This window comes from Vibrio cyclitrophicus (genome assembly GCF_024347435.1).
GTDB lineage: Bacteria > Pseudomonadota > Gammaproteobacteria > Enterobacterales > Vibrionaceae > Vibrio > Vibrio cyclitrophicus.
The window spans coordinates 1,053,209-1,076,668 of the sequence record NZ_AP025481.1 but is presented as its reverse complement, the minus strand read 5'-3'; the positions used below and the strand labels follow the sequence as shown (position 1 = coordinate 1,076,668).

General features: G+C 41.8%; 18 protein-coding genes and 1 pseudogene. 12 read left to right on the top strand and 7 right to left on the bottom strand.

The genetic code is table 11. The annotated features are described in order from the left end of the window. Positions 1 to 83 precede the first annotated feature (83 nt). Complete coding sequence (locus OCW38_RS19675) at positions 84 to 1,436, top strand: MATE family efflux transporter (RefSeq protein ID WP_261895860.1); 1,353 nt, start codon at positions 84 to 86, stop codon at positions 1,434 to 1,436. Positions 1,437 to 1,587: 151 nt separating this feature from the next. On the opposite strand, the gene OCW38_RS19670 is transcribed toward OCW38_RS19675, so the two are convergent. Continuing rightward, positions 1,588 to 2,025, bottom strand: coding sequence for a Spy/CpxP family protein refolding chaperone (locus OCW38_RS19670; protein ID WP_010430581.1), 438 nt, complete (start codon positions 2,023 to 2,025; stop codon positions 1,588 to 1,590). A gap of 201 nt (positions 2,026 to 2,226) precedes the next feature. On the opposite strand from OCW38_RS19670, the gene OCW38_RS19665 reads away from it, so the two are divergent. The 5 genes and pseudogenes from OCW38_RS19665 to OCW38_RS23005 all read left to right on the top strand — a co-directional run. Then, positions 2,227 to 2,472: a hypothetical protein gene (locus tag OCW38_RS19665; protein WP_010430578.1), complete on the top strand. Its 246-nt coding sequence runs from the start codon at positions 2,227 to 2,229 to the stop codon at positions 2,470 to 2,472. A 383-nt stretch (positions 2,473 to 2,855) separates the two neighbouring features. Continuing rightward, positions 2,856 to 3,860: a response regulator gene (locus OCW38_RS19660; protein WP_010430576.1), complete on the top strand. Its 1,005-nt coding sequence runs from the start codon at positions 2,856 to 2,858 to the stop codon at positions 3,858 to 3,860. Position 3,861: 1 nt separating this feature from the next. Continuing rightward, entirely contained in the window at positions 3,862 to 4,299 is a 438-nt protein-coding gene (locus OCW38_RS19655) for a PAS domain-containing protein (RefSeq protein WP_004731659.1), read from the top strand. Positions 4,300 to 5,166: 867 nt separating this feature from the next. Continuing rightward, positions 5,167 to 6,210 (top strand): GMP reductase, encoded by a 1,044-nt coding sequence (locus OCW38_RS19650; protein ID WP_016786099.1) that lies wholly within the window; start codon positions 5,167 to 5,169, stop codon positions 6,208 to 6,210. Between the two features lie 146 nt (positions 6,211 to 6,356). Further along, positions 6,357 to 6,629: pseudogene (locus tag OCW38_RS23005) on the top strand (TnsA endonuclease N-terminal domain-containing protein); the annotation flags it as partial. Positions 6,630 to 6,659: 30 nt separating this feature from the next. On the opposite strand, the gene OCW38_RS19645 reads toward OCW38_RS23005, so the two are convergent. Continuing rightward, a protein-coding gene (locus tag OCW38_RS19645; protein ID WP_391852436.1) for an IS3 family transposase occupies positions 6,660 to 8,194 on the bottom strand; the annotation gives its coding sequence in 2 pieces (ribosomal slippage) (positions 6,660 to 7,741 and positions 7,741 to 8,194; 1,536 coding nt in all). Between the two features lie 127 nt (positions 8,195 to 8,321). On the opposite strand from OCW38_RS19645, the gene OCW38_RS19640 reads away from it, so the two are divergent. From OCW38_RS19640 to OCW38_RS19630, 3 genes are read left to right on the top strand one after another with little or no spacing between them, the layout of a single operon-like run. Further along, on the top strand, positions 8,322 to 8,687 hold the full coding sequence (locus OCW38_RS19640) for a hypothetical protein (RefSeq protein WP_261895856.1): 366 nt from the start codon (positions 8,322 to 8,324) through the stop codon (positions 8,685 to 8,687). Continuing rightward, positions 8,680 to 10,491 (top strand): transposase family protein, encoded by a 1,812-nt coding sequence (locus OCW38_RS19635; protein WP_261895854.1) that lies wholly within the window; start codon positions 8,680 to 8,682, stop codon positions 10,489 to 10,491. Before OCW38_RS19640 ends, OCW38_RS19635 begins: the two co-directional genes overlap by 8 nt. Positions 10,492 to 10,502: 11 nt before the next feature. Continuing rightward, on the top strand, positions 10,503 to 11,492 hold the full coding sequence (locus OCW38_RS19630; RefSeq protein WP_102556634.1) for a TniB family NTP-binding protein: 990 nt from the start codon (positions 10,503 to 10,505) through the stop codon (positions 11,490 to 11,492). A 654-nt stretch (positions 11,493 to 12,146) separates the two neighbouring features. On the opposite strand, the gene OCW38_RS19625 is transcribed toward OCW38_RS19630, so the two are convergent. From OCW38_RS19625 to OCW38_RS19605, 5 genes are all read right to left on the bottom strand, one after another. Continuing rightward, entirely contained in the window at positions 12,147 to 12,389 is a 243-nt protein-coding gene (locus OCW38_RS19625) for a hypothetical protein (protein WP_261895851.1), read from the bottom strand. Positions 12,390 to 13,447: 1,058 nt separating this feature from the next. Then, complete coding sequence (gene cas6f, locus OCW38_RS19620; RefSeq protein ID WP_261895849.1) at positions 13,448 to 14,047, bottom strand: type I-F CRISPR-associated endoribonuclease Cas6/Csy4; 600 nt, start codon at positions 14,045 to 14,047, stop codon at positions 13,448 to 13,450. Positions 14,048 to 14,049: 2 nt separating this feature from the next. Then, positions 14,050 to 15,111 carry a type I-F CRISPR-associated protein Csy3 gene (csy3, locus tag OCW38_RS19615; protein ID WP_261895847.1) on the bottom strand — a complete coding sequence of 354 codons (1,062 nt, stop codon included), beginning with the start codon at positions 15,109 to 15,111 and terminating at the stop codon, positions 14,050 to 14,052. Further along, entirely contained in the window at positions 15,095 to 17,017 is a 1,923-nt protein-coding gene (locus OCW38_RS19610; RefSeq protein WP_261895845.1) for a type I-F CRISPR-associated protein Csy2, read from the bottom strand. The genes csy3 and OCW38_RS19610 overlap by 17 nt, the downstream gene beginning before the upstream one ends. Further along, entirely contained in the window at positions 17,018 to 18,202 is a 1,185-nt protein-coding gene (locus tag OCW38_RS19605; protein WP_261895843.1) for a TniQ family protein, read from the bottom strand. It lies immediately after the preceding gene. A gap of 188 nt (positions 18,203 to 18,390) precedes the next feature. Here OCW38_RS19605 and OCW38_RS19600 point away from each other — a divergent pair, with 188 nt between their 5' ends. From OCW38_RS19600 to OCW38_RS19590, 3 genes are all read left to right on the top strand, one after another. Next, positions 18,391 to 19,875 (top strand): sigma-54 interaction domain-containing protein, encoded by a 1,485-nt coding sequence (locus OCW38_RS19600; protein WP_261895841.1) that lies wholly within the window; start codon positions 18,391 to 18,393, stop codon positions 19,873 to 19,875. 76 nt (positions 19,876 to 19,951) lie between these two features. Continuing rightward, positions 19,952 to 20,233, top strand: a complete 282-nt coding sequence (locus tag OCW38_RS19595; protein ID WP_261895839.1) for a hypothetical protein — start codon at positions 19,952 to 19,954, stop codon at positions 20,231 to 20,233. After that, positions 20,181 to 23,390, top strand: a complete 3,210-nt coding sequence (locus OCW38_RS19590) for a type I restriction endonuclease subunit R (RefSeq protein ID WP_261895837.1) — start codon at positions 20,181 to 20,183, stop codon at positions 23,388 to 23,390. Before OCW38_RS19595 ends, OCW38_RS19590 begins: the two co-directional genes overlap by 53 nt. Positions 23,391 to 23,460: the final 70 nt, after the last annotated feature.

Here is a 23,460-nt window from a genome sequence, read left to right as displayed (position 1 = left end):
TTATGGAATGTTAGAGTCGCAAATTTATCAATTGAACGCTAGCCCCATCGATCGTATTTTGGGCGAAATTAACTGAGGCGCTCATGAAAAAAATACTCACTCTTGCATTCCCTTTGATCATTTCACAGCTGATATCCATGGCTCTAGTCCTTACTGATGTTTGGATGATGTCACGCATCAGTGTGTCGGCGCTTGCGGCTGGTGGATTAGGGGCCTCTATCTACTTCTTCATCTTCATTATTGCGAGCAGTACGGTAGGCTGTGTCGCGAACTTGATTGCTATTGCTTATGGTCAGCGAGTCGCTCGCCCAGAGTTTGGTAATACTCAAATCAGATTAGCGGTGAAAGGCGCAACCATGTTGGCATTCGTGCTCAGTGTGACCTTAATGGCCAGCTTCTGGTTTGCGCCACTGGTATTAGAAGCGGCCAAGCAACCACCAGAAGTGATCACTTTAGCCATGGAATATGTACACGCTCTGAAATGGGTGATGCTGCCTTCCCTTATATTGTTGGTTCTTCGTGGCTTAACCAGTGCGTTTGGTAACGTGCGCTCTATTCTTGTGATGTCTATTATCACCGTAATTTTAAATGTGCCGGTGAGTTATTTACTTACGTTCCAGTTAGATATGGGCTTAACGGGTTTAGGCTTAGGAACCGCTATCGCGGCATTTATCGTGATGGTTGGATACACGGTTTGGGTATTTAAGCGTCATGAATTCAAGCAGTTCGCCCCTTGGTTAAACACAGAAGAGTACTCAATCAAGTTGATGAGCCCGTTGTTGTTAATGGGTTTACCTATCGGCTTGGCGGCGTTGCTTGAGCATGGGCTTATTTACGGCGGCACCTTAATGGCGGGGACGATCAGTATTGCCTCGTTGGCGCTGCATCAAATCTTGCTTCAATGTTTAAGCTTTACCTGGAACTTCAATTTCGGTTTCTCGCAAGCAGCCGCAATTTTGGTGGGACGCGATTATGGTGCGGGTAATTTTGAAGGAATTAAACGAACGTCAATTCAGAGCTTTATTTTAGTATCGGTATTGAGCGTGGTGTTATCTGCCGTGTTTATCCTGTGGCCGGAAATGATCGCTTCTATCTTCAAATTGGATGATGGTACAGGGGCGATGACTTCATTGCTGGCTTCTGTTATTTGGGTCGTCGCTCTGTGTTTTATTGTTGATGCTTGGCAACTGTTGGCGATTAATCTGTTAAGAGGCATGAAGATTGTCTCGATGCCAACCGTAATGACTGCCATTGGTTACTGGGTATTTGGACTACCTGCTGCTTGGTATTTGATGCCTAAGTTCGAATTAGCAGGAATTTGGGGCGGAATCGGTGTTGGTTTGGGTGTGACAGGTATTCTGCTGCTCATCCAACTGATGCGTGTCATTCAAAAGAACAGCAAGTTCCCGGATCTATCGAATCATGTTTATTCGTGAGCCGCTAGTTACACATTAAACACAGAAGCCTCAGTCATCGTAACGACTGCGGCTTTTTCTGTTCTCATTTTTCTGATTCGGTCTTATGTTGCATGCGATATGTATCTACGGGCAAGGATTAACCTATCGCTATCAAGGCAAAGAGTGGCGTCTATTTGTTACCAGACAACACGGACTTCATCATTGTTTTGAATTGCTCTTTCTGCTCTTCAGTCAACACGTTATAGATGTTGTTCTTAAGACGCATTTCTTGCATCACCATCGACTTCTCGGTTGCTTGAACCGTGTCGATGACCTTTTCCATTTCAGCTTCATCAAAATCCGGTTGAGTCACAAGGCTGATCTGTTTCTTCTTAAGCTCTATTGCTTTATCCATATCAATCTCTGTTCTATCGGATTGATAGTCTTCTACAAAAGAGAACACTTCTGCTTGTTGCTCTTCGGTTAGGTTTAAAGAAGCAATGACCATTTGTAGCGGGCTCAATACTGGCTGAGGCAGTTGTTGTGGTGATGAAGCACTCACAAACGGAGCGGTAACGAGTAAAGCTGAAGCAGTTAAGACACAAAGCGACTTTTTCAGTGATTTCATTGAGTTTCTCCTGTTAATGGAAACATGAGTATAGGTAGCCAAGCTGAACTCGAGATGAACACGCCGTTCAGTTAACTGCGTTCAATTCAGTACTATGTTTAGATAAGCAGAAAACGAGTTAGACCTTGGTCTTACAGAAACCGAGCTAAAAGGTGACTAGAATGATTCGAGTTGCTTAATGTTTTATCAAGGAATGCACAAATGGAAGTTGGATTGTTCTGGGCTGAAAAAGGAATGTTGGTGCTTGGTGCACTGTTTGTTTTAACAAGCATGATGCAATATGGAAGGCGCAGTAGCGATTGGAAAGGGGTGATTACGATGTTTTACAAGCGTATCCCAATGAATATAGCTGAATATAAATGGTACCGTTTAGGGATCGCTCTATTGGTTTTTGCCGTGATCATACGTTTTGCGTTACTGATTCTATGGCCGTCCTATCAGTTCTAGCTTTTTTCCCATAGCGTTTACATTAACTTTTGGATACTCGCCTTGTGGGTCAGTGCTACTTTGTTTGCGCTTGTTTGTTGGACCTATAAAGGCGATAAATGTATGAGTCGTTCGAGCCATAATAAACCCACTTATTAAGGCTGGCATTTCATAAATTCGCCGCGTTGTTTCACCCAAAAAAGTGCTATTACTCTATAATTACAGTTTGTTATTACCTTTGTAGCATATTGTTTTTCATAAAGAATAATGTCAAATAATAGCTTACCTGCCTGTTTCATCATTCTTACTAATAATCTACATATAAATCTATTCACCCCGTACCTGATACCATAATGATCTGTTACACTCGTGCCAGTTAGCTTTAATTTGTCGGTGGTGCATTTATGTCGTTCCCAGTTCTTATATGTGATGATTCTGCGTTAGCAAGGAAGCAAATGGCTCGGTCACTGCCTAGTTCTCTAAATGCAGATATAACTTTTGCTGTTCATGGGCTTAATGCACTTGAAGAGTTAGCTCAAAACCAGTTCAAACTTATGTTCCTCGACCTCACCATGCCGGAATTAGACGGCTATGGCACATTGGAAGAGATGCAACGTTTAGGTGATACCACGCCTGTTGTGGTTGTTTCTGGTGATATCCAGCCAAAAGCGCAACAGAAGGTAATGGACCTTGGTGCTAAAGCGTTTTTGCAAAAGCCGATCGATAAAGAAGCGTTAAAAGCCATTTTACGTGAGCATGTTGAGCCACCAAAACAGCCTCAACTCATTACGCCTTCGCCTTTAGAACTCCCAATTCTTCGCCGACGTGACATCTACATGGAAGTTGCGAACGTAGCGATTGGTCGTGCAGCGGATGCATTGGCTCGTCACTTCAATGTGTTTGTTCATTTACCACTGCCGAACGTTAACATCTTCGAAGTGAGTGAATTGCACATGGCACTTCGTGACCTAGCAGACAACGACCAAGTATCGGGTGTTTGCCAAGGTTTCAGCGGAGAAGGCATCGCAGGCGAAGCATTAGTCTTGTTGAGCGATTCCAGTGTGAGCGACCTTAAAAAGCTCATGAAAGTGCCAACCGAAAGCGAACAGTTGGAAGAATTAGAGCTACTGATGGATGTATCTAACATCCTTGTAGGCTCATTCTTGAATGGACTAGGGGAGCAATCTGAAGTTCGTTTCTTCCAGAGCTCTCCTGTACTGCTCGGGCAACACATCTCGATCGATTCGGTCATCGAAAATACCAGTGGCTCATTTAAGAAGACCATGACTTTCGAAGTCAGCTACAACATTGATGGCACTTCTATCCGTTGTGACCTTCTGTTTATGTTTGTCGATGAGTCTCTGCCTCTTCTAGACAACAAATTGGCCTACCTAATGGAGGAGTTTTAATATGCTGAATCTTCCTGCTGAATTTGAACAGTTCCACTGGATGGTGGACATGGTTCAAAACGTCGATATGGGGCTGGTGGTCATTAATCGTGACTTTCAGGTACAAGTTTGGAATGGCTTCATGACGCACCATAGCGGTAAGCAATCGCATGATGCGATCGGTAAGTCGATCTTTGAGTTATTCCCTGAGATCCCTGAAGAGTGGTTTAGGCTGAAAACCAAGCCAGTCTATGACCTAGGTTGCCGCAGCTTCATTACATGGCAACAAAGGCCTTATCTGTTTAAGTGTCGTAACGTTAGGCCAGTAACCCAACAAGCCGATTTCATGTATCAGAACGTGACCCTGAACCCAATGCGCTCACCAACAGGGCAAGTCAGCTCATTGTTCTTATCTATTCAAGATGCGACCGCTGAAGCGTTAGTTTCTCAAAAGAACTAGCACTGCTCTATTCACTAAACAGCAATTTTCTATGTGCGTATTAGCATCAGTCTGATCAGCGAATAAAAATGGCTAAGGTTAACCACTTTAGCCATTTTTTTGCTTTCTATTCTTTAAATCTTGTCTTTCCCCCCAGTTTTACACGTCAACCAATCTTCTTTTTCTGTGCGCTTTGCAGAGTCTTCCAGGTTAAATGAACGAAAGGGCAGCCACGAAATGTGCTTTTGGAACGGTAATGCTACGGGTTAATAGAAATTAGATTTATAAAGCTTGAGCTTGAAAGCATTATTTAATGGAGTGCGAGGGCTGGATTCTCAAACCCAAATGAATCTCGACCTCAAAATCGAACCCATTGCACAGTGCTTTTCCAAATTGGGGCTAGTTGGCAAGGTGATGAGATTACCTAATTTGGTCGAGAGCAAAGAAAATTTGGGAAAAAATCGAATTTATTTAAGAAAAAAGACAATTTTTTGTTGGAGAAAAGTGTGATTTTTATGTGATTTCGAGGCACTTTCTTCACATATTTGCTTAATGAGGGTGATATTGAGTGAAATAGGGAGGAAAACGATTGCGCAATAAATCGACAGCGTTTGCGTGAATAGTTCGCTAAGTTATTAATTAATAAGAATTTAGTGGAAAAGTAAAGCTGAGGGGTTTGAAGCAGGTATGGAATCTTTGAGAGGATAGCATAAAAAAAAGTGAAATATCAGACTTGCTGTTACTAAATCACGACCTATAATGCTGAAAACCGGAGCGTCTGCCAACGCTCCGGTTTTTTTGTGTCCGAAGAAAAGTAAACTCGTCTGCCAACGGTTTTACTACGCATTTCGCGAGAGACACATAATTTTATGAATCAAGGAAAACACCATGCGTATCGAACAAGAACTTAAGTTAGGTTTCAAAGATGTACTCTTCCGTCCGAAGCGTTCTACCCTTAAAAGCCGTTCTCAAGTTGAATTAACCCGCGATTTTACATTCAAGCATAGCGGTCGTCAATGGTCTGGTACTCCAGTAATTGCAGCTAACATGGATTCGGTAGCAAGCTTTGAAATGGCAGCTGCTCTAGCAGAGCACGGTGTTATGACTGCAGTACACAAGCACTACACAGTAGAGCAGTGGGCTGAGTTCGCTAAAACAGCAGACAAGAAAACACTGAGCAACGTATTTGTATCAACGGGTACGTCTGAAGCTGAATTCGAAAAAGTTAAGCAAATCATGACTCTTAGCGAAGATTTCGTATTTATCTGTATTGATATCGCTAACGGCTACTCAGAGCACCTAGTTGAGTACGTACAAAAAGTACGTGCTGAATTCCCAGACAAAGTGATCTCTGCAGGTAACGTTGTAACAGGTGATATGGTTGAAGAGCTAATCCTAGCGGGTGCAGACATCGTTAAGGTTGGTATCGGCCCAGGTTCAGTTTGTACTACACGTGTTAAAACAGGCGTAGGCTACCCTCAACTTTCTGCAATCATCGAGTGTGGCGACGCAGCACACGGCCTTGGCGGCATGATCATCGGTGACGGTGGCTGTTCATGTGCGGGTGACGTATCTAAAGCGTTCGGCGGTGGTGCTGACTTCGTAATGCTAGGCGGCATGCTAGCTGGTCACTCTGAGTCAGGCGGTGAAGTTGTAGAGCAAGACGGTAAGCAATACATGAAATTTTACGGCATGTCGTCTCAGTCGGCTATGGACAAGCACTCAGGTGGTGTTGCTAAGTACCGCGCGGCAGAAGGTAAAACTGTTTTACTTCCATACCGTGGTTCTGTTCACAACACAATTTCTGACATCCTTGGTGGTGTACGTTCAACTTGTACATACGTCGGCGCAGCGAAGCTAAAAGAGCTAACTAAGCGTACAACTTTCATCCGTGTACAAGAGCAAGAGAACAACGTATTCGGTAAAGAGTAATCTGAACAAATTCGAATAGTGTTGATACAACCATAAATTGATATTTACAATCATATATTGATATTTGGTACAACCATAATTTGATATTGCCTTTTCATGGTCTAAACTTATGTAAGTTTACGACAAAATCGTGAAGAGGCAATATTATGTCTGCTCTCCCCTCCCTTTCTACAGCCACCCTAATAGCGCTTGAAAGTGCGTTTTATACTCCTGCCCGAAGCCTAACCAAGTCACGAGGTAAAAACATACACCGTTACGTCAGTGCTAAGATGGGAAAAAGAGTTACGGTAGAGTCTTTTTTAGAATGTGCTGCTTGTTATCATTTTGATTTCGAACCTAGTATCGTTCGCTTTTGTTCTCAGCCGATAAGATTTTCATACTGCCTAAACGGCAAAACCCATACTTACGTTCGGTGTTTTTCAAGGTAGTTGTCATCATTTGCTTGCTTATTAAGCAGCTTCTCTTTCTGGATTCAGATGAACGTCACCAACAGGCGCACAGTTCCTGATATCACCAGACCACCGCTCAGGCTTTCGCTGTTTTGCAGCGAACAATACCTCTACACGACGCTTCAAGATCTCTTTATCTTTTCCATTGTGACGCTCTGAAGGCGTGACGTAATTTAGCTTACTGTGCTTGTGCTCGGTGTTGTACCAGAGTACGAAGGCTTCAACCCAACTTCGGCTACTATCGAGACTTTCAAAGCCCTTTGTTGGCCAGTTTGGCATGTACTTAACTGTACGGAACAATGACTCGACATAAGGGTTATCATCACTGACTCTTGGGCGACTATATGACGAGGTAATACCTAACTCTTCCATTTTAGCTTTGAACGTCAACGACTTCATTGGCGCACCATTATCCGAGTGAAGAACCAGCGCTTGATTAAAGCACTGCTCTCGCATCAACGTCCTTTGCAGAAGTTGTGACGCCAGCTCACCGCATTCATGCTCATACACTTCATAACCAACAATTTTTCGACTGTAGATGTCCTCAATGACATACAGGTAATAATGTTGACCTCGAACCTTTGAGGGTAAGTAAGTGATATCCCAAGTATAGACTTGGTTCGAGTCCGTCGCTGTGTAACTGGTTGGCTTCGCTTGCTTCTGTCTGCTCCGCTGACGACCTCGCTTGTGAAGTTGCCCCTGCGTACTCAACACTCGGTAGTAGCTCGACTCAGAGGCGATGTACTCACCTCTATCAAGCAATGTCGGGACGATTTGAGTTGGAGGCAAGCTTGCGAACTCTGAGCGGTTACACACCTCGATTATCGCATCACGCTCTTCCTGCGACAGCTTATTAGCAGGCTCAGGCCTGAGGCATATTGGCCTTTTGTCAGCTTGTACTTCTCCTTGCTGATACCAGCGACGATATGTTCTCAAGTCGATTTGAACTTCATGGCAAGCTGGCTCTAAACGACATCCACATTGCTTCGCTTCAAGGATAAGAGTCACTATGGTCTGCCTTTCATCGGTTGAGGTTAGTCGTCCTCTGGCTCTTCCCCGTAAAAGGCTCTCAGCTTTTTTCTTAGTACCAAGAGGGCGGCCGTTTCAGCGAGTGCTTTTTCTTTGAGTCGTAAATCTTTCTTCAACTCTTTGATTTCAAGTTTGTCAGCTTTAGCCTGCTTCTTTGCTTCAGCTTCGTGCTCTTTACTCGACTTAAACCCTTGCATACATTCGCTGCGCCAGCTTTGGATTTGTTCTGGGAAAAGGCCTTTTTCACGACAATATTGGCTGAGTTCACTTTCTGTCATTGAGTAGGTTTCAGCGACAATGGCTAGTTTAGTTTGAGCAGACCACTGCTCTGATGAAGTGTTACTATTTGGCACGGCGGCTCCTGAACGTCTGAGTTGCTGGCGCCAATGATACAGGGTCGCAGTACTGATTCCTTCCTCTTCCGACACTTCTTTAACTGACATCGAATAGGGAGGTAATAGCTTCTTCAATATAGCTTCTTTTCTTTCTATTGAGATACGAGACACAATTACTCTTTATCGCCCAGACTGGTTAAATTTTAACAGTGACAACTACCCTGCCAGATAGGGCGTTCCAGACTTTCTAGTTCAATTTGATACCGGTGATTATAAGTTGTACGAGGTAAAGTCCGATATGGAAAGCTCAAAAGAGGAGTTTCATTGTGAATGGGAAGCAAAAGTTCAAGGTGCGTTTGGCATAGGGTTAGATCTAGAACTGGTTACAGAGGAAGAAATACTGAATGAGGTCATATTTAGCAACCTGAAGCTTTTGCATAGATATGCCTCAAGAGATCACTTGAACGACTTCCATCAAACTCTCCTCTCTACTTTAAAACCGAATGGTACCCAAACAGCCAGGAGTTTAGGGCACCATCTTGGCCTAAGTGGAAGAAAAATATTACCAATCCTGTGTGATTTGCTCTCTCGAAATCTCCTCCAAACGAACTTAGAGACCCCACTATCACTCGAGTCTGAATTTGAATTGGTTTGTTATGACTAAGAAATCATTTTCGAGTTTTCATAGGAAGTCAGTACTTCATCAAGAAAAGCTTGAGCAGAATGATAGGGTTGTTGATATCAACGATGTCGCTGAAGCAACATATAAAGATATATCAGCATTTCCTGAGAAAATTGTTGTAGAGATTACTTTTAGGTTAAGCATTCTTCGTTTATTAGGGCGGAAATGTGAAAAGATTGTCCCCAAATCAATTGAACCACATCGCGTAGACCTACAACGGAGCCATGATAGAAAAATTCCAAGTGCAATTACAATTTACAGATGGTGGCTTACTTTCCGAGAATCAGATTATAATCCAGTTAGTTTAGCTCCCGACTTCAAGAGTCGAGGTAACAGAGACCCGAAAGTTGCACCTATTGTTGATGCTATTATGAAACAAGCGGTTGAAAGCGTTATTTCTGGTCGAAAAATCAATATTAACTCGGCGTATAGACGGGTTAAGCGCAAAGTCCGACAATATAACTTAACGCACAGTACGAAATATAAATATCCCGAATATGAGTCTGTGCGGATACGGGTCAAAAAGAAAACACCTTTCGAAATATTAGCTGCAAAGAAAGGCGAGCGAGTCGCTAAAAGAGAATTTCGTCGAATGGGGAGAAAGATCATTACGTCTAGCGTACTAGAGAGAGTTGAGATAGACCACACTGTCTTGGATCTTTTTGCAGTACACGAAGAGCATCGAATCCCTTTGGGTAGACCTTGGCTTACTCAGTTAGTAGATTGTTATAGTAAGGCTGTTATTGGCTTTTATTTAGGTTTTGAACCTCCAAGCTATATGTCGGTTTCTTTAGCTCTAAAAAATGCGATACAACGTAAAGACACTCTTTTATCCTCATATCCATCAATTGAAAATGAATGGCTTTGCTACGGGATTCCTGATTTATTAGTGACTGACAATGGCAAAGAGTTTTTGTCAAAAGCTTTTGATAAAGCGTGTGAATCTCTGTTGATCAATGTACATCAAAACAAAGTAGAAACGCCCGATAATAAACCGCATGTCGAACGTAATTACGGCACTATCAATACTTCGCTGTTAGATGATCTACCTGGTAAAGCTTTCAGTCAGTACCTTCAGAGAGAAGGTTACGACTCAGTAAGTGAAGCAACTCTTACATTAGATGAAATTAAAGAGATCTACTTGATTTGGTTGGTAGACATATATCATCGAAAGCCTAATCAAAGGGGGACTAATTGTCCTAATGTTGCTTGGAGACAAGGTTGTCAAAATTGGGAGCCTGAGGAGTTTTTGGGTTCTAGAGATGAGTTGGACTTTAAGTTTGCTATTGAAGATCATAAACAACTAACCAAAGCAGGTATAACCGTCTCTAAAGGGCTGACATATAGCAGTGAACGTTTAGCTGGGTATATGGGTAAAAAAGGGAATCATAAAGTGCAGTTCAAATATAATCCAGAGTGTATGGCGGTCATTTGGGTGTTAGATGAAGATGTGAACGAATACTTTACGGTTAATGCTATAGATTATGAATCTGCTCGTAGAGTCTCTCTATGGCAGCATAAATACAATATGAAATATCAAGCAGAATTAAACTCAGCAGAATATGACGAAGATAAGGAAATCGATGCGGAGATTAAAATTGAAGAAATTGCTGACCGTTCAATTCTTGAAACAAAGAAAATTAGATCTCGTAGGCGTGGAGCTAGGCATCAAGAAAATAGCGCAAGAGCAAAGAGCATCAGCAATACTAAGTTTGTCCCACCCCAGAAAGACGAAGAAGAAATTGTAATTGTAGATAATGAAGATTGGGATATTGATTATGTTTGAGAAATCATCAGATGGATGAAGATCGAGAAACACGCATCTCAAAAGCCAAAAGAGCATTTGTATCAACGCCAAGTGTTACGAAAATTTTGGGCTATATGGATAGGTGTAGAGAATTATCTGACTTTGAATCCGAGCCTACATGTATGATGGTCTTTGGAGCATCTGGAGTGGGTAAGACGACAATTATCAAAAAATATTTAAGTCAAAACAAGCGAGATTCAGAAGCTCGGGGAGACGTAGTTCCTGTCTTGCATATCGAGCTACCAGACAACGCGAAGCCTGTTGATGCAGCACGAGAGCTGTTGCTTGAAATGAGAGATCCACTAGCGCTTTATGAGACTGATTTGGCAAGATTGACGAAAAGGTTAACTGATCTAATACCCGTGATTGGTGTTAAGTTGATCATTATCGATGAATTTCAGCATCTAGTTGAAGAGAGGTCAAATCGTGTCCTCACGCAGGTAGCCAATTGGATCAAAATGATACTCAATAAAACTAAGTGCCCAATCGTTCTTTTCGGCATGCCATATTCGAAGGTTGTATTGAAAGCAAACTCACAATTACATGGACGATTCTCAATTCAGTTTGAACTGCGACCGTTTAGTTACCAAAATGGGGAAGGTGTGTTCAAGACATTCTTGGAACACTTAGATAAAGCGTTACCCTTTGAAAAGGAAGTTGGCTTGGTTGAACAAGGCCTTCAGAAGAAATTATATGCTTTTTCTCAGGGCAATATGCGCTCTCTGAGAAATCTCATTTACCAAGCATCTGTTGAGGCAATTGATAAGCAGCATGAAACGATCACTGAACAAGATCTCATTTTTGCATCTAAGTTGACCTCGGGGGACAAAAGTGATCGTTGGGAAAACCCATTTGAGAAGGGTGTTAAAGTGACGGAAGGCATGTTGAGATCACCGCCTAAAGATATTGGTTGGGAGGACTACTATCATCACGTTACCTCCCTGAATGCGAAACGCAATGGGGGGAACATGTTTGAGTAAGGTACTACAGAATCGCTTGGTGATCACATGAAAAGAGTTCACTTTCTAAGAAGGTTTTGGACAATTCCGTTTTAGAAAGATCGCTAATTTGGCGAAGCGTGGATGATTTAAAGTATGGAAAAAGTTACTTACGGGAGTGTCTAATATAACTGAAGCAGTCACTCCGTAATAGGTAAAAATCAGAGACATTAAATTGGATGGTCAAGTTGGACAATTTTAGATTTGACTTTTCATAGTATTGCTACACAAAATTGAAGTTGAGCATAGATAAGTTAGAGATGATTCACCCCCCCTCAATCACTGAAGAAGGCCTTTACTATGAGAAGCAATGAATCTAAAGGGCAGGACATTGAAAGTCCATTGGAAAACATTAGACTGGTTGTTTCTAGCGTAGATACTGAGTTAATTATGGACAGGCTGTGTCATCTAGGTGAAGATTATGTAACTTGGTATACCTCCCATTTGGTGGCCAGTTACGGGCATATAACGCCTCAAGACATTATAACCAAATATGGTGCTTCAGCATTACTGCAGTACATTGATATGAAACTTGAGGGAGGTTACGAATAGTCAGGTTTCATTATTACAGTAGTATTTACGGCTTCGATTCTTTCTGATCATTAATATGACTTTGGGCCAGTCCCTTTTTATAAGTCATAGGACTACTTGCTTAAGTTCAATATTAATACCGAACCGGAGGGCGATTTTTTCTATATCTGATGGGTAAAAAACATACTCTTTATCGATAATTCTTACTGTTGTTGCCTCTAGCACCCCTTCATCCTTTAAAAACTCAAGATAGAGTGTAGGGTATTTGTCCTTAACGCTGCTCAAAAGCTCGGATGTTGAAATATACGGGGCGTTAACAGAATCAAAATAAACATTTAATGTAATCATCTATCACCTCAACTATCCTTTAAATATATTTCCCAAAAACTATCAAAGCACTCTCATTGACTCCATCAATTAAGAATCGGTCACACGCAAGTACTATCGTCAGCATATCTAGCATTTTTATTGGTTTTAAGTTAAATTTAAACCTATTGTAAGCTGCTGTTTACTCGGAATCTCAGCTCTTGTCGTATTGATTTAACTGTTGTGAAATGTACTAATACCGAACCTAAAACCTGAAATTCCTAACCATATAGTAACAGGCCTTGCAAAAAAACGCCTCAAGCCCCAATTTGCCTACCATTAAGGTAACGAACAAAGTTAAACCATGATCGACTAGCATCTTGTTAGCCTTCGATTAACTTTGAAGAGACGTTTTAAACCGAAATAGTGTCAATTTGAAGGTTGCTCACCTTCACGTTATCACTAATGCAGCAGGTTGTCAGAGTAACCTCGGCTCTAAAAATACTTATACTTAGGGCATTCCAGTTTCAACCAGGCAGTACATGGTCTCCGAGATAAAACTACTTATAGTTTTTTAGGTGGTGTTTTTTCCAACTGCCGTTGTTTAGTAGGCGTTTTTTGATTGCCCCCAGGATTTTGGTTTACTGAGGGGGGAGTTAGGTTGGCACCTGTTGTCGTCGGCTAAACTAGAGCTATTACCGTAAAATCAGCGTCGCCCTAAAAATCTACTTATTCAGCAGTATATTGATCTTGAACTCGAATAAATGTGGTTCGTTTATTATCAGCTACTATTTCAGTAGTAATGAGGATTATGGTCTTCATTGGTGGGCAGCACAAACAGCCATTTGGCTACTTGTGATTAAAGTTACATTATTGATGTGGTTTTAGCTAGCTACCTATTCGGCAGTACACTTGACCACGATATAACTCAAGTACCTCACCACTAATCAGCTACCTATTCGGCAGTACACTGTAGCTAAATAAAGAATAGTACAGTTTTATCAGATAGTTAATTCATAAAAGGCATTTTGCCCCTATTTTTAGATGCTAGATAAAAATAACGCTATTTCAATACTTTACATTCTTGCAGTAAAAAAGGGTCAAATTAAAGGTACTGATTGAGATGTGTTTTCAGTATTCGCAAGCCCATAGCTGCTAAATAGTGCATCTCCGTCTAAGCGAGCTTCTTTGAATATTCTTATATTGAGTCGAAAGCTACCGCCACGACTTTTGCTGTCTTCCTCAAGCGAGTGGTAGTGATGGAGTGCAACAACTTCGTGTTGTTTGAACGAGGATAAGTCAAACTCTTCACCTCTTTCTTCCGCACGTTTTTTTAATCTTTTCGCTTTTCTAGCTTGTCCTGCAGGTGTTGCTTTGTCTATCGACTGGCAACGCTTAAATGAAACATACTCGCAACCGTCAGGGACAACCTTTGTATTTGATATATCAAAATAGTGCAGCTCTTTCATTTGGGTGAAGTAGTGCTGTTTGAGTAGCAAATCGAGCTCGATTTTATTTGTGCTCACAAAAGAAATTTTATTTCCGATGGTATCGTCACTCCAAAGAGGAAATGAAACGCCTATATTTCTTGTTTCATACTCATAGTTAAAGCCATGAAGAATCCGAAGGCACTTAGCGGCTAATGATTCATTGTTACAACGCGCTGGCAGAAAAGTGACAGTTTTGTAGTACCATTTCATACTTAATCCCCCTTATGTTGGAACATTCCACCCTTGATGATGTTTGCGACCAAAAAATGCAGGTCGTTTATGGTCTCTTGACTTGGTTTATCTGAAGACGTGAGTGCTTTAATATAAGACTCTGTTTGCTGAAGGATAGAAAAGAAATCCTTTTGCGTAGAAGGGTGACGGTAGCAAGTGACATCTTCTTTATGAACCCCAAACCGACCGACACGTAGTGCCTCAGTTGCATCGGGGTACCAGTCGTCTATGGTCGCAATGGCGGCACCAGTTTTATAAATACCCAATATTGGGCTCCGTTCACCGTCAACCGTTGTGCTTTGAAAAATTCGTCCCTTGCTTTGTTTCTTTGATTTATTAGTGTTGTTACTTTCATTTTCGGTGAATGCTTGGCTCGGGAAAACCTGTTTATTGGTTGGTAGCCGCAAGGTGGCTTTTACTTCAAATATGGCCAAACCATTAGAGTGAGAAAAAGCATTTCTGGTCATTTGAGCAATAGCTTCCCAATCTTTATGGTTCTCAAAGTCACTTCTTTCAAGGTAGTTAGCCCTTATGTCTTGAAATTTGACAGCACCTCCCGCCCAGGGCCAAGGAGTTAACTCTATATCCCAGCAATAGGCTTTTTTAGTATTTTTCCACAGCCATGAACCATTACATATATTGACTAGATATCGAGAAACCAATTCATTCCAACCAATATTTTCTTCATACGCTTTGATTAGCTGCATTAGTGTGTGTTTAACCGTAGACGAATTACACTTGTAAGGTTTGCGTAGCTCAGAAGAAAAAGAGACCGAAAAGTAGCATTCAATGTGGCTCGCACCGAAAGGAGCATGACAAAAATCGACTTGATGTGGGTTACCTTGAGCCAGTTTTTCAGCGGTTGCACTCTCTTTGGTCCGCCCCGACGGCTCATAAGCTAAGGCTGCGGTTTCCATTTGTCCTAGTACAGTACGAGAAGTGTAGGTTAAGGGGGTCTTTCGCCCATCTGGCCACACAACTAGAAAGCACACATCAGAAGGATCAATAGAGCGTTCATAGGCTAGGTTAGTCGGTAGTTCCATGATAGGTACTCCTTGGCTGCACAGAAAGGTAGTTTTGATAGCACTTGTGATGCCACAAAATAGTGTTTATGTCGGTGTTTTGATCAAAAGTGATTGGCTCAATCAGACCAATGATGCACTCAGAAAAAGCATGTTTATAACCTCGAAGAGAGTTAGGTTTGTCGGTCGGCTCTTCAAGAAAATGATACCCAACACAGCTTGGGGTTAATTTTCGGTTCTCTTTAACTTCCGATAAAATATCACTCATGTTTTCGATAGGTTCAGTATGCATCGATAGCCATTTTCCGGTTTTCTGAGGAAAGGATTGAATCGTCTTTTCTAACGTTGAAAATGAACGGATGTATTTGAAATCTGCAATGGTTATTTTAGCGGAACCTCTGGCAAACCGCCTCGGCAGAGCTCGAACAATCGTACTTTCATCAATGCTCAAGCTACGATCAAATTTAATCACTAAACTAAATACCAAATCACACTGCCAGTCATCGTGTGTAGCGGGTGGCGATATGGTGTGGTTTGCCTTTTGCACATACTCTTTTGTTAAACCACGTTTTTCAATATGTAGTTGATGGATACAGATGGCAAACGAATCGATTGTGAGCATAGGAAAATAGCCCTTTAAATTCCGCTCAAACGCGTGATTAAACCCCAAAAAAGCAGTGAGTGATGGAAGGCCGACCGTGATAGGTGAACTCAATGCGCTTGCCCCGCAAACTCTTATATTTGGAATAGCGAAAAATGAATCCTTTTCTTCACTGCGGCAAATATTAGTTGAAGCGGCTGTAGGTTCGGTTAGTTCACGCTTGATAAGCCCAAGCAGTAGTTTAGTAATGCTCGGCTCGTATGCGAAACACTTAGCTGATTTGAAGCGGGATAGATCATGGTTTAGATGTTGGACAAGAGTATTCATATCCATGGTCCTGTCCTGTATAAGCAACCAAGCCTTAACCATCTCTTGTATCTCGTTTTTGACTGTTCTGTGGTAAGCCACTCGCTTGTTTTTTGGCATTAAATATTGAGTATGCGTTTGGTACTGTTTTAACGATTGAATATGACTTGAGGTCAACCAAGATTTTCCAATGTTTATCTGATAATGAGGTGTAAGGGAAAAGTTAGGGACAGCTTTCAACATCTTCAAAGTACCACCACATGTCATAGGTAATACTCCCATGTTAGTACTGCGGCTGTAACGGGTTAACGCTGTATAGCGATACTCATTTTCTAGCGCTTGATAACAGTGACTTTGCATCGATTGAGAAGCCACTGGCGAGAGTGAAATATAAGAACTGTCGTTATCAGGCAAAGATAGTTGAGTTAAGTAATTTGGAGCGAGACTGACGTTAATCGTTGTTTGAGAAATCGGAGCCAATTTTTTAGCGATAGCCTTACGTGTTTTCTGGTAGCAGCCAAGCGTATTGAGTTTTTGCCACAACGGGTGTTCTACATCTTTAAGTAAATCCCCAAGGCATGAAATCACACAATTCCAACTAAATTCATTGGTTAATAAGGCGCTTTTGTTAACATCGCTGGAATCATGGCTGTACGCCCAGTGGTGTGGTTTTAATTTAGAAGATGAGAGTAAAAATTCAGGTAACTGCCCCAAAGGAGTCGCGCGAATAACACCTTCAGAGCGTATGTCTGGAAACTTTAGGTTGTGGCTTTGTCTATACTCAACCGTTTTTAGACAGCGAGCCCACCATTTTTCGTCTCTAAGCTTTTGCTTGCATTTAACCCTATCAAGTAGATCTTTTTGAACGGCTGTTTTGTCGGTTAAGTTCACTAATACAGTGAGAGCATCTAATTCCCTTCCATCGATCTTGATATGTGGAGTAAGAGGCCGGAATGCTCGCTTTAATTCTTTGTTCAAATCATCTGGATTCGATCGTATCAACTCTTTCAAACTATCCATTTACCACCTCGATACATAGAAAGATCGGTTGAACTCATCAGTTTGAAACTCAGCCAGCCAAAGGCAGTAGATGTCACCGAAATAAAACAGGTAATCATTAACCTCAAGAGGTGCGTTTGGTTTAGTTTTACGATTTGGCTTTAAGATGCGTTGCTCTACCATTGAGGCTACTTCATCAATACTGCAATTAAGGAATACCGCAATCTCCAAAGCGTTTATGCGAAGATTAGCGATCAAACCATTGCTATTCCATAAACAAGTCTCTATGTGCCTTAGAAGCTCTCCTAGAACGATATTGTGTTTAAGATTGCGATCAGGTAACCGAACAGAACTAAACAATATCCGCCCTAGGAGATCTTTTATCCGTAATTCACTTCTTCCAACAATGGCGTGCTCTAGATTGAACTCGATCTCACTATCAATTATGGAGTGAAACGAACTTGGCCAGTTCGAGAAAAATTGGACGAACGAAAGGTGCTCGAACGGATCATTGCTGATATGAATCCACCAATGTACTAAGCCCCAACGGTAGCTTGGAGGGAGATCTGGCAGATCTTTTGATTCATTACCCGCTAGCCAATTCGCAACAGAGAGTGTTGCGTTATGACTTTTTTCTCGACTCTTTATGGCGATAGGTGCTTCACAACTGCCGCACATTCCACTTAAACCAGACACTCGATAGTCGTACTCAGCACCACAGCGACAGCTGTTGAGTAAAGGTACATTATGGATATGGCAGTGATCGTAACCCTCAAAATGCCAAAGGTAAGAAGCGTAACCATTTTCTTGTAAGCATAATGGGCAGCAGGGTATGGACTTTGTCCGGAGTAAACTGCGAGGAAAAACTTCTGAGCCACGGATCACGGCACTAGTTGATGGAGAATATTTTAAGTTTGTTCTGTTAACTGCTAATCCAAGTAACTCGGTAGGTTCGTTAAACGTTAATTGAGCGAGTTTCAGGAGTGAGGCTGTACGGGCACTGGAACTGCTTTTGGCTGACGCAGGATTCATCTTGCAGATGTTAGTAGGGAAGGTCTGGAACCCTGAGAAGTCGATATCTTGAAGGTAACGTTTCGTGGCCATAAGAAAACGGTTCACATCTTCATAGCCATTTTTATTTGCAACTCGGATAAAGAAGCTCTCCAAGCTTTCGTTACTGTGTGGTTTGGGTCTTTGTAAAAGCATTAAGCTCCTCCTAATCCAAATATAGGAGTTACCAACATGATTAACCGAGTTTTACTTCAGATTGAGACGCTATAGACAAGTTTCCATTTTGTGTAATCTGGATCTGCATTTCACTTAATTGAATATCAACTAAGAGACTATTGCTGTAAAGTATTTATCAATAAGTAAAGATAATTACGGAAGATAGAATGGCAACCTTGCTTAGTTGGCTTGGAAGAACAGACCTTGATCAGATGAAGCTAGATAAAACAGCTTCAATTGCGACTATTGCGTTAAAAGCGTCAGCAATTGATGATGTCGTGATTCTGGCTAGTACATGGGAAGATGAATGGCATGATTACAAAGAGTGGCTTGAAAAAAAACTTGCTTGTGCCGGGCGTTCCAATACTTCAGTAAAGATTCAACGTATCAGGTTGTCATCTCCAATTGATTACACTGCAATTACCAAAGTCATGCACAAGCAACTGGCTTATGTCTCTGATCAGGCTGATGGTGTTTTTCTAAACCTGACCTCTGGTACGCCTGCAATGACAGTCGTTTCTGTTCTACTTGGAAAGAGTATTGCGAAATGTCAGTTAGTTCAAACTACCCCTCAAGGTCAGTTAATCGAAGTTGATGTACCTGTAGACTTTTCTGCTGAGTATCAAAAATCTTCGTCAACAGCTATTGCTCAACTTGCTTCAAAAACACCGTCTCTCAATAGTGCTTTTGATTCGATTACGGCCAAATCTACTGTCATGCAGAACGTCATCAAGAAAGCGCAACGATTGGCTTATGCTGATCTACCGGCTTTGCTACTCGGAGAAAGTGGTACCGGTAAAGAAGTGATGGCAAAAGGTATTCATAAAGCCAGTCCTCGTGCTGATAAGCCATTTAAAGCTGTTAACTGTGGTGCTTTACCTGAAAATTTGGTTGATTCCATTTTGTTTGGTCATGTAAAAGGTGCGTTTACAGGGGCACACCAAGATCATGCAGGTCTATTTGAACAAGCAAATGGTGGAACATTGTTTCTTGATGAAGTTGGTGAACTCCCTTTAGCCGTTCAAGTGAAATTACTTAGGGCATTGCAGCAGCAGGAAATTACAAAGGTGGGAGACGTTGCCACGAAAAGTGTTGATGTGAGGATTATCGCTGCGACACACCGTGACCTTTTTAAAATGGTTTCTGACGAGTCTTTTCGTGAAGACCTTTTCTATCGGCTAGCCGTTGGAGTGATTGAGTTGCCTTCGCTAAGGGCGCGTTCAGAAGAGATCCCTTTCCTGATCGAAGAGTTGATGATCGAGATAAACCAGCAGATGAAGACTCATCCCTTATTTGAGAGTAAGAATATTTCCAAGTCTGCAATAGAATTTGCAGAAATATACAGCTGGCCGGGTAATATTCGTGAGCTATGGAACACATTAAACCGAGCCGTATTATGGTCGGAAGGTAAAGAGATCACTAAACAAGATTTGGACGTTGCGATAATAAGTCGTGACCTAAATCCGGCGAACAATGGTGAATTTAGGGTTCCTGGTGACCTTCAGCAACATATTGATAATATAAAGAAAAGTGCAATTGAGTCTGCGATGGATTATGCTGCTGGAAACAAATCTAAAGCTGCAAAATCGTTAGGTTTAAATAATCATCAAACGCTAAATAACTGGCTGAAAACGCTCAATTTAGAATCATAAAAACAACCAAGTTTGAAATTGGCGTAAACGTTGCAAAGTATCACTCATCTTAGGAGGCAGAAAGGTGAAGAAGTCTATGAATTTTGAACATTTAAGAGAACAGTGGCCCGAGTTAGCTGAGCTTGGTGCTTTTGCTGAAACGTATGCCGTTGTTGATCCGCAAAGTGCTCTCGTTAAGCTACGTTGTTATGTTGAAAAAATTGTTGGTTACCTATACCAAGAACTTCACCTACCTGTTGCTCCCAATGCTTCAATGCACGACAAACTTGTCAGTGGCGCTTTTACCTCGGTTGTTGACAAAACCATTGCTGATAAGTTTCACGCTGTTCGCAAGGGGGGGCAACAAAGCTGCTCATGAAGGGAAAGTCTCACAACATGATTCGATTTGGTTGTTGAAAGAGTCTTACTTTATTGGTTGCTGGCTCTATATGGCCTATGGCGACGGTGATATAGAAGGTTGCCCTAAATTTACTGTTCCAGACAATGCACCAACGGGTGAAGAGTCTAAAGCTGAGTTCAAGAGAAAGAACAAACTGTTGCAGCAGAAGCTTAACCAAAATGATGACCTTCTTAAGAAAGCGCTAAAAGAATTAGAAGAAGTAAAGCAAGCGCAGTTAGAAGCTCAGAAACAAGCCGCTCAGCTGAAGCAGCAAACTGACCACGTTAAAGCCGATAAAATTCGCACTAATACCCTGTCACTAAAAAGCAGTTTTGACTTTAATGAAGCCGAAACTCGTAAGCGTCTCATTGATGCTGAATTACGCAGTGAAGGTTGGGATGTCGCTCTTGATAATGAAAGCACGGAACAGGTGTCAAAAGAGTATGAAGTCGATGGGCAGCCTACTACAACAGGTAAAGGTTTTTGCGACTATGTTCTGTGGGATGACAATGGAAAGCCACTGGCTGTCATTGAAGCTAAACGAACTCGAAAAGATGCTAATGCAGGTCGTGAGCAAGCAAAATTATATGCAGACGCTCTAGAAGCAAATACCGGCCAGCGCCCAGTCATTTTCTACACTAACGGCTACGAAATCTATATTTGGGATGATGCTCAAGGTTACGCTCCTAGGTTAATTTTTGGCTACTACTCAAAAGACAGTCTTCAGTATCTGATTCTTCAACGAGAAATAAAGAAAGATTTAAACAGCACACCCATTGATACAAAAGTTGCGGGCCGTTTGTATCAAATGGAAAGCATCAGCCGTATTTGTGAGCGCTTTTCAGACAAACATCGAAAGGCTCTTATTGTACAGGCAACAGGGACGGGTAAAACGCGAGTCTCTATTGCTTTAGCTAAGCGCTTGTTAGATGCAGGTTGGGCGAAACGTATTCTGTTCTTATGTGACCGAAAAGAGCTACGTAAACAGGCAGGTAATGCGTTTAATGAACACACTAAAGAGCCGCTATTCATCAAAGGTAAAAGTAAGAAAGAACTAGCTTCAAAAGCGCGTATTGTTATCGCGACCTATCCGGGCATGATCCAAAATTATGAAGAGTATGATGTTGGTCACTTTGACCTAATTGTTGCGGATGAATCGCATCGTTCGATTTACAACAAGTACGGCGAGCTATTCAAATATTTCGATGCATTACAAGTAGGTTTAACCGCGACACCTGTTGAGATGATTTCGCGCTCAACCAGTCAGTTGTTCGGCTGCGACTACAAAATGCCCACGGCGAACTACCCACTTGAGCAAGCGATTGAAGAGAAAAACTTAGTTCCATTTAAAGTCGTCACTCACACAACTCAATTCTTACGTGATGGCATTAAGGCAAGCGAACTGACGGATGAGCAGATTGCAGAACTAGAAGACCAAGGTATTGATCCAAACACTCTGGATTTCGATGCGAAGCAGGTTGATAAAGCTATATTCAATAAAGATACCAACCGAGCAATCATCCGCAACCTAATGGAAAAGGGTTTAAAAGATGTGGATGACCAACTTCCTGGTAAATCGATTATCTTTGCAAGAAACATAGCTCACGCCGAACTGCTAGCTGAGTTGTTTAGTGAAATGTACCCAGATATGGGTGGAAATTTCTGCCGAGTTATCCACTCAAAATATGAGAGAGCAGAAGAACTTATCGACAACTTCAAAAGTACTGAAGGTAACGATGATGAAGTTACCATTGCCGTCTCAGTTGATATGTTAGACACCGGTATAGATGTACCTGAATGTGTTAACTTGGTCTTTGCTAAGCCTATCAAATCAAAAGTGAAATTTTGGCAAATGGTAGGGCGTGGTACTCGTTTATGTGAAAACTTGTACGGACCAGGGTTAGATAAAAAGCACTTTCTCATCTTCGACCACTGGGGCAACTTTGAGCATTTCAAAATGAACCCAGATGAGGATGAAGGAACGCAAAGTAAATCTTTGGCGCAAAAAGTATTTGAAGCCAAATTAGTGCTTGCCGTCGAAGCGCTTAAGAAAGCGGAGATGGAAATCTTTGCCGACGTTATACCGCAGATTAAGGCAGACATTGATTCTCTAAATGATCAAACCATCGCGGTACGAGAGAAATGGAAACTAAAAGCACAGCTGAGTGAAGAAAAACGTTTAATGCAGATGGCGCCAGATACTAAAGCGTTACTCTTTGATGAAATGGCACCTCTGATGCAGTGGAAGAAGACTACTGGTGAAAGTGAAGCGCTGCGTTTAGACCTGCAATTCTTACAATTGCAACTCACCAAACTGCAGCAGCCAAGTAAAGTTGAGTTAGAGGCACCGCCGATCTTAGACAAGGTCATCAGTCTGTCGATGCATCTAAATGAAGTGCGTAGTAAAGCGGCAACGATCAAGCAGATTCAACAACCCAACTATTTGAGTGATGCCGATTATTTTGCGGTAGAAGCGTGTCGCCATAATTTACGCACGGTTATCCACTTGCGTGATAAAGGCATAGCTCCTCCTGCGCCGCAAACGCCTATTATTGACCTACGTGAAGATCCAACGCTCTATGAAACAGATGAGATTAAAACCGACATTATCACTGTGGATTACGAGATCTATCGTCAAGAAGTTGAAAAGACACTTACGCCACTGTTTGAATCTAACACTGTGCTACAGAAAATACGTGGCGGGCAAGCGGTGACAGAAGCCGATTTATCAACACTGAATGCACTGGTGCATACACAAAACCCAAATGTGGATTTACATACACTCAAAGAGTTCTTCCCTGAATCAACCGCCGAATTAGACCAAATTTTACGAACGATTGTAGGGATGGATGAACAACAAATTGAGCATGAATTTACCGCATTCGTTCAACAAGTTCATACTCACTTGAACGCAAGACAGCAGCGTTTTATCGGCATGCTCAAGAATCACTTATGTCGTTATGGCAGCGTTGATATTGAAGCTCTTTATGACGCACCATTTAATCAAATTGACGATGCGGGATTAGACGGCGTGTTCCCGAACCCAGCTCAAGCAGATGTAGTTGAGCAATTTGTGCGTCGCTTTAGCGTGCATTTGGGTAATAAACAATCAAGCGTCGAGAAAGCAGTGAATTAGCCCTTTGGTTAAGCCAGCAAGCTGATTACACTACAACCATTAAAAACCAGCGGCTACTACCTTGAATTAG